At 64.4% G+C, this 13,178-nt stretch carries 13 protein-coding genes; all 13 read right to left on the bottom strand.

Going from position 1 to position 13,178, the window contains the following annotated elements; translation table 11 throughout:
- The 13 genes from rpsC to rpoC all read right to left on the bottom strand — a co-directional run bounded on the left by rpsC (nucleotide 1) and on the right by rpoC (nucleotide 13,117).
- Nucleotides 1-699 (bottom strand): 30S ribosomal protein S3, encoded by a 699-nt coding sequence (rpsC, locus tag P8934_RS16825; protein ID WP_089714404.1) that lies wholly within the window; start codon nucleotides 697-699, stop codon nucleotides 1-3.
- A gap of 11 nt (nucleotides 700-710) precedes the next feature.
- Nucleotides 711-1,043: a 50S ribosomal protein L22 gene (rplV, locus tag P8934_RS16830; RefSeq protein WP_040183132.1), complete on the bottom strand. Its 333-nt coding sequence runs from the start codon at nucleotides 1,041-1,043 to the stop codon at nucleotides 711-713.
- 18 nt (nucleotides 1,044-1,061) lie between these two features.
- A complete protein-coding gene (rpsS, locus tag P8934_RS16835; protein WP_089714455.1) occupies nucleotides 1,062-1,337 on the bottom strand; it encodes a 30S ribosomal protein S19 in 276 nt (91 codons plus the stop codon).
- 33 nt (nucleotides 1,338-1,370) lie between these two features.
- The gene (rplB, locus tag P8934_RS16840) at nucleotides 1,371-2,201 is read right to left on the bottom strand and encodes a 50S ribosomal protein L2 (protein ID WP_278032025.1); all 831 of its coding nucleotides are present in this window, start codon (nucleotides 2,199-2,201) and stop codon (nucleotides 1,371-1,373) included.
- A gap of 17 nt (nucleotides 2,202-2,218) precedes the next feature.
- Nucleotides 2,219-2,515, bottom strand: coding sequence for a 50S ribosomal protein L23 (rplW, locus tag P8934_RS16845; RefSeq protein ID WP_089714412.1), 297 nt, complete (start codon nucleotides 2,513-2,515; stop codon nucleotides 2,219-2,221).
- Nucleotides 2,512-3,120, bottom strand: coding sequence for a 50S ribosomal protein L4 (gene rplD, locus P8934_RS16850; RefSeq protein WP_106232376.1), 609 nt, complete (start codon nucleotides 3,118-3,120; stop codon nucleotides 2,512-2,514). Before rplD ends, rplW begins: the two co-directional genes overlap by 4 nt.
- A gap of 14 nt (nucleotides 3,121-3,134) precedes the next feature.
- Nucleotides 3,135-3,773 carry a 50S ribosomal protein L3 gene (gene rplC, locus P8934_RS16855; RefSeq protein WP_106232375.1) on the bottom strand — a complete coding sequence of 213 codons (639 nt, stop codon included), beginning with the start codon at nucleotides 3,771-3,773 and terminating at the stop codon, nucleotides 3,135-3,137.
- A gap of 163 nt (nucleotides 3,774-3,936) precedes the next feature.
- Nucleotides 3,937-4,248 carry a 30S ribosomal protein S10 gene (gene rpsJ / locus P8934_RS16860; RefSeq protein ID WP_021819602.1) on the bottom strand — a complete coding sequence of 104 codons (312 nt, stop codon included), beginning with the start codon at nucleotides 4,246-4,248 and terminating at the stop codon, nucleotides 3,937-3,939.
- A gap of 163 nt (nucleotides 4,249-4,411) precedes the next feature.
- Nucleotides 4,412-5,605: an elongation factor Tu gene (gene tuf / locus P8934_RS16865; protein ID WP_133636912.1), complete on the bottom strand. Its 1,194-nt coding sequence runs from the start codon at nucleotides 5,603-5,605 to the stop codon at nucleotides 4,412-4,414.
- A gap of 29 nt (nucleotides 5,606-5,634) precedes the next feature.
- Nucleotides 5,635-7,755, bottom strand: a complete 2,121-nt coding sequence (gene fusA, locus P8934_RS16870) for an elongation factor G (RefSeq protein ID WP_278032026.1) — start codon at nucleotides 7,753-7,755, stop codon at nucleotides 5,635-5,637.
- A 30-nt stretch (nucleotides 7,756-7,785) separates the two neighbouring features.
- Nucleotides 7,786-8,256: a 30S ribosomal protein S7 gene (gene rpsG, locus P8934_RS16875; RefSeq protein WP_040183143.1), complete on the bottom strand. Its 471-nt coding sequence runs from the start codon at nucleotides 8,254-8,256 to the stop codon at nucleotides 7,786-7,788.
- Between the two features lie 119 nt (nucleotides 8,257-8,375).
- Nucleotides 8,376-8,750 carry a 30S ribosomal protein S12 gene (gene rpsL, locus P8934_RS16880; RefSeq protein WP_040183144.1) on the bottom strand — a complete coding sequence of 125 codons (375 nt, stop codon included), beginning with the start codon at nucleotides 8,748-8,750 and terminating at the stop codon, nucleotides 8,376-8,378.
- Between the two features lie 149 nt (nucleotides 8,751-8,899).
- Nucleotides 8,900-13,117: a DNA-directed RNA polymerase subunit beta' gene (gene rpoC, locus P8934_RS16885; RefSeq protein ID WP_278032027.1), complete on the bottom strand. Its 4,218-nt coding sequence runs from the start codon at nucleotides 13,115-13,117 to the stop codon at nucleotides 8,900-8,902.
- Nucleotides 13,118-13,178 lie beyond the last annotated feature (61 nt).

Raw genomic sequence — 13,178 nt, forward strand, 5'->3', positions numbered from 1 at the left:
TTACCTGGAACCTTTCTTCTTGGAGGGCGCGGCCTGCGGCTGTTTCGCCTTGGCGCGGACCTCCTCGATGCCCCCGAGGATTTCACCCTTGAAGACCCAGACCTTGACACCGATGATGCCGTAGGTGGTCTTGGCCTCGTAGGTGGCGTAGTCGATGTCCGCGCGCAGGGTATGCAGCGGGACGCGACCTTCCCGGTACCATTCGGTACGGGCGATTTCCGCGCCGCCGAGGCGACCGGACAGCATCACCTTGATACCGCCGGCGCCCAGGCGCATGGCGTTCTGCACGGACCGCTTCATGGCACGACGGAACATCACGCGACGCTCGAGCTGGCCGGCGATGTTCTGCGCGACGAGCTTGGCATCGAGTTCCGGCTTGCGGACTTCCTCGATGTTGACGTGCACGGGCACGCCCATCATCGCGGTGACGTCGCGACGCAGGCGGTCGACGTCCTCGCCCTTCTTGCCGATCACGATGCCCGGACGGGCAGTGTGAATGGTGATGCGGGCGTTGTTGGCCGGGCGCTCGATGGTGATGCGGCTCACGGACGCATTCTTCAGGCGCTCTTCCAGGAAGCGACGCACTTCGAGGTCGCTGTTCAGCTTGTCGGCATAGGCGCCGCGCTCGGCATACCACACCGAGGTATGGTCCTTGACGATACCCAGGCGAATGCCTGTTGGATTGACTTTCTGACCCATCTGGTCGACTCCTACTTCTCGGCTACCTTGACGGTGATGTGGCAAGTGCGCTTCAGGATGCGATCCGCACGGCCCTTGGCGCGCGGACGGATGCGCTTGAGCGTCATGCCCTCATCGACGCAGATGGTCGAGACACGCAGCTCGTCGATATCCATGCCGTCGTTTTCTTCCGCATTCGCGATGGCGGACTGCAGCACCTTCTTGACCAGCTTCGCGGCCTTCTTCGGGGAGAAGGTCAGCAGGTCGAGCGCCTCGGCGACAGGTTTACCGCGCACCTGGTCAGCCACCAAACGGGCCTTCTGGGCGGATAAACGAGCGCCACGCAGCTTTGCTGTGACTTCCATCTCTCAATCCTCTCTGGCTTACCGTTTGGCTTTCTTGTCCGCCACATGACCGCGATAGAGGCGGGTAGCAGCGAATTCGCCCAGCTTGTGGCCAACCATTTCCTCGGAGACGTGCACCGGGACGTGTTGGCGACCGTTATGGACTGCAATGGTGAGCCCGACCATGTTGGGCAGGATCATCGAGCGACGCGACCAGGTCTTGATCGGTTTGCGGTCGCTCTTCTCCACTGCAGTCTCAACCTTCTTCAGCAGATGAAGGTCAATAAAGGGACCTTTCTTCAGTGAACGTGGCACAGCCGTTACCTCTTGATGTCTTGGCGTTGGATCTTATTTCCGGGCCTTGCGGCGACGGATGATCAGCTTGTCGGTGCGCTTGTTCTTGCGGGTCTTGTGGCCCTTGGTGGGGATGCCCCACGGAGACACCGGGTGACGTCCGCCACTGCTGCGGCCTTCGCCGCCGCCGTGCGGGTGATCCACCGGGTTCATGGCCACGCCGCGAACGGTCGGGCGCACCCCTCTCCAGCGCTTCGCACCGGCCTTGCCAAGCTGACGCAGGCTGTGCTCGGAGTTGCTCACTTCCCCCAGGGTCGCGCGGCACTCGGCCAGCACCTTGCGCATCTCGCCGGAGCGCAGACGCAGGGTGGCGTAGTTGCCTTCGCGGGCGACCAGCTGGGCACTGGTACCGGCGCTGCGTACAAGCTGGGCGCCCTTGCCGGGCTTGAGCTCGATGCAGTGCACGGTGGAACCCAGCGGGATATTGCGCAGCGGCAACGCGTTGCCCTTCTTGATGGGCGCGTTGACACCAGACTCGAGACGGTCCCCGGCACTTACGCCCTTGGGGGCGATGATGTAGCGACGCTCGCCGTCGGCGTACTTGAGCAGGGCAATGTGTGCGCTGCGGTTCGGGTCGTGCTCCAGGCGCTCGACGACGGCCGGAATGCCATCCTTGGTGCGCTTGAAGTCGACGATCCGGTAGTGATGACGGTGACCACCGCCCACGTGGCGAGTGGTGATACGACCGTAGTTGTTACGACCACCGGACTTGGACTGCTTCTCGAGCAACGGCGCGTAAGCGCGGCCCTTGTACAGCTCCTCACCAACAATCTTGACGACGTGGCGACGACCGGCGGATGTGGGTTTAGTCTTGACGATTGCCATGATCCGTACTCCTGCCCTTATTCGGCGCCAGAGAAGTCTTCAAGCGTTTCGCCGGCGGCCAGTGTCACGTACGCCTTGCGATAACCCTTGCGGTGACCCAGACCCTGCGCGGTGCGCTTGGTCTTGCCCTTCATGTTCAGCACCTGAACACGGTCGACCTTCTTGCCGAACAGCTCCTGAACGGCAGCCTTGATCTCGGGCTTGGTCGCGTCGCTTGCCACCTTGAACACGTACTGGTTGCGCTCGGCGGCCATGGCGGCCTTCTCGGTCACATGCGGACCAAGCAGAACCTTGAATACACGCTCCTGGTTCATGCCAGCTTCTCCTCGAATTTACGCAGGGCGGAGACGGTGACCAGCACCTTGTCGAAGGCGACCAGGCTCACCGGGTCAGCGGCGGCGACGTCCACCACATCCACGTTGGGAATGTTGCGGGCGGCGAGGTACAGGTTCTCGTCGACTTCCTCGGTGACGATCAGCACCTTCTCCAGGCCCAGCTCCTCGAGCTTGGCAACCAGCTGCTTGGTCTTGGGGGCCTCGACGGCGAAGCCATCGACGGCCACCAGGCGCTCCTGGCGAACCAGCTCGGAGAGGATCGAGCGCATGGCCGCACGGTACATCTTGCGGTTGACCTTCTGGGAATGGTCCTGCGGACGGGCCGCGAAGGTCACGCCGCCGCTGCGCCAGATCGGCGAGCGGATGGTACCGGCACGGGCACGACCGGTGCCCTTCTGGCGCCACGGCTTCTTGCCGCCGCCGCGCACGTCGGAACGGTTCTTCTGGGCACGCGTACCCTGGCGACCACCGGCCAGATAGGCGGTGACGACCTGGTGCACGAGGGCCTCGTTGAATTCTTTGCCAAAGGTGGCATCGGATACTTCGACAGTACCGGCGCCTGCACCTGCAAGATTCAGATTCATCGGTAAGTTCCCCTTCAGCCTGCTTTGACGGCGCTGCGCACGATGACATCACTGCCGGTGGCACCGGGTACGGCACCCTTGATCAGCAGCAGGTTGCGTTCGGCGTCGACACGGACGACTTCCAGGCTCTGCACGGTGCAGCGAACATTGCCCATCTGGCCGGCCATCTTCTTGCCCTTGAACACGCGGCCCGGCGTCTGGCACATGCCGATGGAACCCGGCGCGCGATGCGACAGGGAGTTACCGTGGCTGTTGTCCTGGGTGCGGAAGTTCCAGCGCTTGACGGCGCCCTGAAACCCCTTGCCCTTGGAGGTGCCGGTCACGTCGATCATCTGACCAGCTTCGAAGAGGGATACGGTGAGTTCGCCGCCCACTTCCGGAGCCTCGTCGCCTTCTGCCAGGCGGAACTCCATCAGCGAACGACCGGCCTCGACACCTGCCTTGGCGAACTGCCCGGCCTGGGCTTTCGACAGATGCTTGGCCTTGCGGGAGCCGGTTGTCACCTGAACCGCAGCGTAGCCGTCGGACTCGACGGACTTCACGCGCGTCACGCGGTTGGGCTCAACCTCGATCACGGTCACGGGCACGGATGCGCCATCTTCGGTGAAGACGCGGGTCATACCGGCCTTCCTACCGACTAAACCGATAGTCATTCTCAGTCTCCTATAGTGTACGGGGCTGTCACCCGCTATGGCTGCCCTTTCCAGAGCATTCCACTAGCACGTTGTATGACGCCATCCCGGCGTGGCGGCTGCTGCGTGGCGCTGCCTTTCAGTGGGCAGACCAGGCGCTGGGCCGCGAGTGTCTAGTGTGGTGTCAGTCGAGCTTGATCTGCACGTCCACGCCGGCGGCGAGGTCGAGCTTCATCAGGGCATCAACGGTCTTTTCGGTGGGCTCGACAATATCGAGCACCCGCTTGTGGGTACGAATCTCGTACTGGTCGCGCGCGTCCTTGTTGACGTGCGGAGAGATCAGCACGGTATAACGCTCGCGATTGGTCGGCAGAGGAATCGGACCACGGACCTGGGCGCCGGTACGCTTGGCGGTTTCTACGATCTCCGCGGCGGACTGGTCGATCAGGCGATGGTCGAAGGCCTTCAACCGAATGCGAATCTTCTGGTTCTGCATTTGCCCTAACTCCAATGGATTCTGACGGCGCGAGCCGTCAACCCACGCATTCAAAGGATGCGCATTATAGGCACGCCGGCGACGAGAGTCAAACACTCGCTTCCGGTGCGCAGAAAGGGGGCTCCTGATGGAGCCCCCTTCGATCGGTCAAGCAGCGGAGCGCTTACTCGATGATCTTGGCCACGACGCCGGCGCCGACGGTACGGCCGCCTTCACGGATGGCGAAGCGCAGGCCGTCATCCATGGCGATCGGGGCGATCAGGGTGACAACCATCTTGACGTTGTCGCCCGGCATGACCATCTCGACGCCTTCCGGCAGCTCACAGGTACCGGTGATGTCGGTGGTACGGAAGTAGAACTGCGGACGGTAGCCCTTGAAGAACGGGGTGTGACGACCACCCTCGTCCTTGCTCAGCACGTACACCTCGGCCTCGAACTTGGTGTGCGGGGTGATGGTGCCCGGCTTGGCCAGGACCTGGCCACGCTCGACGTCGTCACGCTTGGTGCCGCGCAGCAGGGCGCCAACGTTCTCACCGGCACGACCTTCGTCGAGCAGCTTGCGGAACATCTCGACGCCGGTCACGACGGTCTTGACGGTGTCCTTGATACCGACGATCTCGACTTCCTCGCCAGCCTTGACCACACCGCGCTCGACGCGGCCGGTGACCACGGTGCCGCGGCCGGAGATGGAGAAAACGTCCTCGATCGGCATCAGGAACGGCTGGTCGATGGCACGCTCCGGCTCCGGGATGTACTCGTCCAGGGCCTTGATCAGGTTGGCAACGGCGGTGGTACCCATGCCGTTGTCGTCCTTGCCTTCCAGGGCCATCAGGGCGGAACCGGTGATGATCGGGGTGTCGTCACCCGGGAAGTCGTACTCGTCGAGGAGTTCACGGACTTCCATCTCGACCAGCTCGAGCAGCTCCTCGTCGTCGACCATGTCGGCCTTGTTCAGGAACACGACGATGTACGGCACGCCGACCTGGCGAGACAGCAGGATGTGCTCGCGGGTCTGCGGCATGGGGCCGTCGGCGGCGGACACGACCAGGATAGCACCGTCCATCTGGGCGGCACCGGTGATCATGTTCTTGACGTAGTCGGCGTGCCCCGGGCAGTCCACGTGCGCGTAGTGACGCGTCTCGGACTGGTACTCGACGTGAGAGGTGGCGATGGTGATGCCGCGCTCACGCTCTTCCGGCGCATTGTCGATGGCGTCGAACTCGCTCCAGTCGCCGCCGAACACCTCGGCGGAAACGCGGGTCAGGGCCGCAGTCAGCGTGGTCTTGCCGTGGTCGACGTGACCGATGGTACCGACGTTGACGTGCGGTTTGGAACGTTCAAATTTTTCCTTAGCCACTGCTATAACCTCTTTACGTTAGCTAACGGTTAACCGTTCTGGTTGATGACGGCTTCAACGACGCTGGACGGCGCCTCTTCGTAGTCCGCAAACTCCATCACGTAGCTTGCGCGGCCCTGGGTCTGAGAGCGCAGATCGGTCGCGTAACCGAACATCTCAGCCAGAGGCACCGTGGCGCGGATGATCTTGCCCATGGAGGAGTCATCCATGCCCTGGACGAGACCCCGACGGCGGTTCAGGTCGCCCATGACGTCACCCATGAACTCCTCGGGGGTCACGACCTCGACCTTCATCACCGGCTCGAGGAGCACGGCCTTGGCCTTCTTGGCACCTTCCTTGACCGCCATGGAAGAGGCAACCTTGAACGCGGTCTCGTTAGAGTCCACGTCATGGTAGGAACCGTCGAACAGCGTGACCTTGACGTCAATCATCGGGTAGCCCGCGATGACACCGTTCTGCAGCTGCTCGTAGGCCCCTTTCTCGACGGCCGGCACGTATTCCTTGGGAACCACGCCGCCAACGATCTCCGAGGTGAACTTGAAGTGCATGTCCTCGTCTTCGCCCTTGTCCTCGGCCGTGAGCGGTTCGATGCGCAGGTGCACATGACCGTACTGGCCGCGACCGCCGGACTGGCGAACGAACTTGCCTTCCTGCTCGACCTTGGCGCGGATGGTCTCGCGATAGGCCACCTGCGGCTTGCCGATGTTGGCATCGACCTTGAACTCGCGACGCATGCGGTCGACGAGGATGTCGAGGTGCAGCTCGCCCATGCCGGAGATGATGGTCTGGCCGGTCTCCTCGTCGGTGCGCACCTGGAAGGAGGGGTCTTCCTGGGCCAGCTTGCCCAGTGCCACGCCCATCTTCTCCTGGTCGGCCTTGGACTTCGGCTCCACGGCCACGGAGATCACCGGGTCCGGGAACTCCATGCGCTCGAGCACGATCTTGTCGTTCAGGTCGCACAGGGTATCACCGGTGGTGACGTCCTTCAGGCCGATACAGGCGGCGATGTCGCCGGCCAGCACTTCCTTGATCTCCTCGCGGGAGTTGGCGTGCATCTGGACGATACGGCCGACGCGCTCCTTCTTCTCCTTGACGGAGTTGTAGACGCTGTCGCCCGACTTCAGCACGCCCGAGTAGACACGGATGAAAGTCAGGGTGCCGACGAAGGGGTCGGTGGCGATCTTGAAGGCCAGCGCGGAGAAGGGGGCGCTGTCGTCCGCCTCACGGGTGGCGATGGTGCCGTCCTTGTCGTCCAGCTCGCCCTCGATGGCCTTCACCTCGGTGGGTGACGGCATGTACTCGATGACGCCATCCAGCACGGCCTGGACGCCCTTGTTCTTGAACGCCGAGCCGCAGGTGACCAGCACGATCTCGTTGTCGAGGGTACGACGACGCAGACCGGCCTTGATCTCCTCGATGGTGAGCTCGCCCTCCTCGAGGTACTTGTCCATCAGTTCCTCGGAGGCTTCGGCAGCCGCCTCGACCATCTCCTCGCGGTACTTCTCGGCGGTCTCCTGGAGCTCGGCGGGAATGTCCACCAGCTCGTAGTTCATGCCGAGACTGCCCTCGTCCCACAGGATTGCCTTCATCCTGATCAGGTCGACGACGCCCTTGAACTCCTCCTCGGTGCCCCAGTTGATCTGGATCGGCACGGCGTTGGCACCCAGCTTCTGCTTGAGCTGGTCGACCACCATGAAGAAGTCGGCGCCGGTACGGTCCATCTTGTTGACGAACACCATGCGCGGGACTTCGTACTTGTTGGCCTGGCGCCAGACGGTCTCGGTCTGGGGCTGCACGCCGGACGAGCCGCACAGCACCACGACGGCACCGTCGAGCACACGCAGGGAGCGCTCCACCTCGATGGTGAAGTCGACGTGCCCGGGGGTGTCGATGATGTTGATGCGGTGCTCGTCGAACTGCTTGTCCATGCCCTGCCAGAAGCAGGTGGTCGCCGCGGAGGTGATCGTGATGCCACGCTCCTGCTCCTGCTCCATCCAGTCCATGGTGGCGGCGCCATCATGGACCTCGCCGACCTTGTGGGAGAGGCCGGTGTAGAACAGGACGCGCTCGGTGGTGGTGGTCTTGCCGGCATCGACGTGCGCCACGATGCCGATGTTGCGATAGCGCTTTAGTGGAGTCTTGCGAGCCACGGTGGAACTCCCCTGTGGTTGGCGATGCGTTTAGAAGCGGTAGTGAGAGAAGGCCTTGTTGGCCTCTGCCATGCGGTGCACGTCTTCCCGCTTCTTGACGGCCGAGCCCTTGCCTTCGGCGGCATCGAGCATCTCGCCGGCGAGGCGCAGCACCATGGTCTTCTCGCCACGGCGACGGGCCGCATCGACCAGCCAGCGCATGGCCAGCGCATGGCGGCGCGAGGGGCGAACTTCCACGGGCACCTGATAGGTCGCGCCGCCGACGCGGCGGGACTTGACCTCGACCATGGGCTGGATGGCTTCCAGCGCCTTGTCGAAGATCTCCAGCGGCTCTTCCTTGCTACGCTCGGCAACCCTGTCCAGCGCACCATAGACGATACGCTCAGCTACGGACTTCTTGCCGCCGATCATCAGGTGGTTCATGAACTTCGCCAGGCGCTCGCTTCCGAACTTGGGATCCGGCAGGATCTCGCGCTTGGCCGCAACTCTTCTTCTAGGCATGATAAGCCCTCATCAAAGGATCCTTCAGGTAAACCCGAGACTCCTGCCGGCGGCAGCGCTCGACCTTACTCTTATCAGACCGTGGTCAAAATGGTGTGACTGCTGCGTGCCGAGGCCGGTCAGGCCTTGGGACGCTTGGTGCCGTACTTGGAACGGCCCTGCTTGCGGTTCTGCACGCCGGAGGTGTCCAGGGCGCCACGCACGGTGTGATAGCGCACACCGGGAAGGTCCTTGACGCGACCACCGCGGATCAGGACCACGGAGTGCTCCTGGAGGTTGTGGCCTTCACCGCCGATATACGAGGAGACCTCGTAGCCGTTGGTCAGGCGAACACGGCACACCTTGCGCAGTGCGGAGTTCGGCTTCTTCGGGGTGGTGGTGTAGACGCGGGTGCAGACGCCGCGCTTCTGCGGGCAGGCCTGCAGCGCAGGCACGTCGCTCTTGGCGGCCTGGCGCTTGCGCGGCTTGCGCACGAGCTGATTGATCGTTGCCATGGTGTGTAGCTGACTCCAATGGGTTGCCTTGCCTTCCAGCGGGTGCGGGCGCACCCGCCCCACTGTTAAAGGCTGCGCATTCTAATGGCTGACGCGGCGCGTCGTCAAGCACCGCGCCTCCGGGGAGGCGCGGTGCCACGACACGGGCGTCAGATCTCGTCGTCGTCCGAGTCCAGCGCGGTGAGCTGGGCGCCCAGCTCCTGCTCGACGTCGTAGGCCGACGGGTGGAGCAGCCGCTCGGCGTCTTCACGCTTGCGGCGACGCTCCGCGTGGTGGGTCAGGCCGGTGCCGGCCGGGATCAGGCGTCCCACCACCACGTTCTCCTTCAGGCCACGCAGGTAGTCGCGCTTGCCGGTCACTGCCGCCTCGGTCAGCACCCGCGTGGTCTCCTGGAAGGAGGCCGCGGAGATGAACGACTCGGTGGCCAGGCTGGCCTTGGTGATCCCCAGCAGCAGCCGCTGGTACTTGGCCGGGAACTTCTCTTCCTTCTCCAGACGCGCGTTCTGCTCGAGCACGCGGACCAGCTCGGCCTGGTCGCCGGGGATGAAGTCGCTGTCGCCGGCATCGGTGATCTCCACCTTGCGCAGCATCTGACGCACGATCACCTCGATGTGCTTGTCGTTGATGCCCACGCCCTGCAGGCGATAGACGTCCTGCACCTCGGTGGTGATGTACTTGGCCAGCTCGGCGATGCCCAGCAGACGCAGGATGTCGTGCGGGTTGCTCGGGCCGTCCGAGATCACCTCGCCCTTCTCGACCGACTCGCCCTCGAAGACCGCGATCTGGCGCCACTTCGGGATCAGCATCTCGAAGGGATCGCCGTCTTCCGGGGTGATGGTCAGGCGCCGCTTGCCCTTGGTCTCCTTGCCGAAGCTGATCACGCCGCTGATCTCGGCGAGGATCGCCGGCTCCTTCGGCTTGCGTGCCTCGAACAGGTCGGCGACGCGCGGCAGACCCCCGGTGATGTCCTTGTTGCCGGTGGCTTCCACGGGGATACGGGCCACCACCTCGCCGACGCCGATCGTCGAGCCGTTGTCAACGGTGATGATCGCCTTGCCGGGCAGCGGGTACTGCACCGGGGTATCGGAGCCGGAGACGGTGACCGGCTTGCCGGCGGCGTCTGTCAGCATGATCATCGGGCGCTTGTCGCGGCCGGCCATGGGCCGCGCCGCCGACTCGATCACCTCGATGGAGGAGAGGCCGGTCATCTCGTCCACGCTGCGGTGCATGGTGACGCCCTCGTCGAGGTCGCTGTACTGCACCTGTCCCTCGGCCTCGGCGATGATCGGGTGAGTGTGTGGATCCCACTTGGCCACGGCCTGGCCGGCCTCGACGCTGTCGCCGTCGCGCACGTCCAGCTCGGCCCCGTAGGGCAGCTTGTAGTACTCGCGCTCGCGGCCGTGATCGTCGGCCACGGCCAGGGCGCTGGAGCGGGAGACCACCACCAGCTTGCCGTCGCCGCGCTCGACGTGCTTGATGTTGTGCAGGCGCACCTTGCCGCCGTGCTTGACCTGGACGCTGTCCACCGCGGAGGCCCGGGAGGCCGCCCCGCCGATGTGGAAGGTCCGCATGGTCAGCTGGGTGCCCGGCTCGCCGATGGACTGGGCGGCGATGACGCCCACGGACTCGCCGATGTTCACCTGATGGCCACGCGCCAGGTCACGGCCGTAACAGGCCGAGCAGACGCCATGCGGGGTCTCGCAGGTGATGGTCGAGCGCACCACGATCTCGTCGACGCCCATGGTGTCGAGCTCGGCACACCACTTCTCATCGAGCAGGGTACCGCGCGGGATCAGCACCTCGTCGCTGGCCGGGTCGATGACGTCCTGGGCGACCACGCGACCCAGCACGCGCTGGGCCAGGGAGACGATGATGTCGCCGCCCTCGATGACCGGGTGCAGCGTCAGGCCGCGCTCGGTGCCGCAGTCGGGCTCGGTGATCACCATGTCCTGGGCCACGTCCACCAGGCGGCGGGTCAGGTAACCGGAGTTGGCGGTCTTGAGTGCCGTGTCCGCCAGGCCCTTCCGCGCGCCGTGGGTCGAGATGAAGTACTGGAGGACGTTCAGGCCCTCGCGGAAGTTGGCGACGATCGGGGTCTCGATGATCGAGCCGTCCGGCTTGGCCATCAGGCCGCGCATGCCCGCCAGCTGGCGGATCTGGGCGGCGCTACCCCGGGCACCCGAGTCGGCCATGATGAAGACGCTGTTGAAGGAGTCCTGCTCGACCTCCTTGCCGTCGCGGTCCACCACGGTCTCCTTGGAGATCCCGGCCATCATCGCCTTGGCGACCTGGTCGTTGGCCCGGGCCCAGATATCGATGACCTTGTTGTACTTCTCGCCGGCGGTGACGAGACCGGAGGAGAACTGGTCCTCGATCTCCTTCACCTCGTCCTCGGCGGCCTCGACGATCTCGGCCTTGGCGTCCGGGATGACGAAGTCGTTGACGCCGATGGAGGCGCCGGACCAGGTGGCCAGGCGGAAGCCGGTGTACATCAGCTGGTCGGCGAAGATCACCGTCGGCTTGAGGCCGGCGCGGCGGTAGACCTCGTTGATCAGCTTCGAGATGGCCTTCTTCTTCATCGGCTGGTCGACCAGCTCGAAGGGCACGCCCTCGGGCAGGATGCGGAACAGCAGCGCACGGCCCACGGTGGTGTCGTAGAGGCGGCGATGGTGGGTCTTATCGCCGGTCTCCTCGTCGATGTCCACCTCGTCGAGGCGCACCTTGACACGAGCATGCATCGACACGTTCTGGGTGCCGAAGGCGCGCTCGACCTCGTCGAGGCCGGAGAACACCATGCCCTCGCCCTTGTCGTTGATGCGCTCGCGGGTCATGTAGTACAGGCCCAGCACCACGTCCTGGGAGGGCACGATGATCGGCTCGCCGTTCGCCGGTGACAGCACGTTGTTGGTGGCCATCATCAGCGCGCGGGCTTCGAGCTGGGCCTCCAGGGTCAGCGGCACGTGCACCGCCATCTGGTCACCGTCGAAGTCGGCGTTGTAGGCGGCACACACCAGCGGGTGCAGCTGGATCGCCTTGCCCTCGATCAGCAGCGGCTCGAAGGCCTGGATGCCGAGGCGGTGCAGGGTCGGCGCGCGGTTGAGCAGTACCGGGTGCTCGCGGATGACGTCGGCGAGGATGTCCCACACCTCGGGCAGCTCGCGCTCGACCATCTTCTTGGCGGCCTTGATGGTGGAGGCATAGCCCAGCGACTGCAGCTTCGAGTAAATGAACGGCTTGAACAGCTCCAGCGCCATCTTCTTCGGCAGGCCGCACTGGTGCAGGCGCAGGGTCGGTCCCACGGTGATCACCGAGCGGCCGGAGTAGTCGACGCGCTTGCCGAGCAGGTTCTGGCGGAAGCGGCCCTGCTTGCCCTTGATCATGTCGGCCAGGGACTTCAGCGGGCGCTTGTTGGAGCCGGTGATGGCCCGGCCGCGGCGACCGTTGTCCAGCAGCGCGTCCACGGACTCCTGCAGCATCCGCTTCTCGTTGCGCACGATGATGTCGGGCGCATTGAGGTCGAGCAGCCGCTTGAGGCGGTTGTTGCGGTTGATGACGCGACGGTAGAGATCGTTGAGGTCCGAGGTCGCGAAGCGGCCACCGTCAAGCGGCACCAGCGGACGCAGGTCCGGCGGCAGTACCGGCAGCACCTCCATGACCATCCACGCCGGGTCGTTGCCGGAGCCCTGGAAGGCCTCCAGCAGCTTGAGGCGCTTGGAAAGCTTCTTGATCTTGGTCTCGGAGTTGGTCTGCGGGATCTCCTCGCGCAGGCGGTCGATCTCCTCGCCCAGGTCGATGTCCTTGAGCAGGGCCTGGACGGCCTCGGCGCCCATGCGGGCGTCGAAGTCGTCGCCGAACTCCTCGAGGGCCTCGAAGTACTGCTCGTCGTTGAGCAGCTGGCCGCGCTCCAGGGTGGTCATGCCCGGGTCGATGACCATGAAGCTCTCGAAATAGAGCACGCGCTCGATATCGCGCAGGGTCATGTCCAGGAACATGCCGATGCGCGACGGCAGCGACTTGAGGAACCAGATGTGGGCGACCGGGCTTGCCAGCTCGATGTGGCCCATGCGCTCGCGACGCACCGCCGCCTTGGTGACCTCGACGCCACACTTCTCGCAGATGATACCGCGGTGCTTCATGCGCTTGTACTTGCCGCACAGGCACTCGTAGTCCTTCACCGGGCCGAAGATCTTGGCACAGAACAGCCCGTCACGCTCCGGCTTGAAGGTGCGGTAGTTGATGGTCTCCGGCTTCTTGACCTCGCCGTAGGACCAGGAGCGAATCATGTCCGGCGACGCCAGCGTGATCTTGATCGCGTCGAACTCGTCGGACTGAGACTGCGATTTGAGGACTTTCACCAAATCTTTCATGGGGTCGGCTCCGTTGCGGAGTTGTCATGGGCGGGGGCGTCACCACCCCCGCGGACCGTCA

This window comes from Halomonas sp. CKK8 (assembly GCF_029625235.1).
GTDB lineage: Bacteria > Pseudomonadota > Gammaproteobacteria > Pseudomonadales > Halomonadaceae > Halomonas > Halomonas ventosae.

Coding starts and splice junctions, on each gene's coding strand:
- rplB (WP_278032025.1), bottom strand. CDS start 2,201: ATGGCAATCGTCAAGACTAAACCCACATCCGCCGGTCGTCGCCACGTC.
- rplV (WP_040183132.1), bottom strand. CDS start 1,043: ATGGAAGTCACAGCAAAGCTGCGTGGCGCTCGTTTATCCGCCCAGAAG.
- rpsL (WP_040183144.1), bottom strand. CDS start 8,750: ATGGCAACGATCAATCAGCTCGTGCGCAAGCCGCGCAAGCGCCAGGCC.
- rplC (WP_106232375.1), bottom strand. CDS start 3,773: ATGACTATCGGTTTAGTCGGTAGGAAGGCCGGTATGACCCGCGTCTTC.
- rpsG (WP_040183143.1), bottom strand. CDS start 8,256: ATGCCTAGAAGAAGAGTTGCGGCCAAGCGCGAGATCCTGCCGGATCCC.
- rplW (WP_089714412.1), bottom strand. CDS start 2,515: ATGAACCAGGAGCGTGTATTCAAGGTTCTGCTTGGTCCGCATGTGACC.
- rpsC (WP_089714404.1), bottom strand. CDS start 699: ATGGGTCAGAAAGTCAATCCAACAGGCATTCGCCTGGGTATCGTCAAG.
- rpoC (WP_278032027.1), bottom strand. CDS start 13,117: ATGAAAGATTTGGTGAAAGTCCTCAAATCGCAGTCTCAGTCCGACGAG.
- rplD (WP_106232376.1), bottom strand. CDS start 3,120: ATGAATCTGAATCTTGCAGGTGCAGGCGCCGGTACTGTCGAAGTATCC.
- rpsJ (WP_021819602.1), bottom strand. CDS start 4,248: ATGCAGAACCAGAAGATTCGCATTCGGTTGAAGGCCTTCGACCATCGC.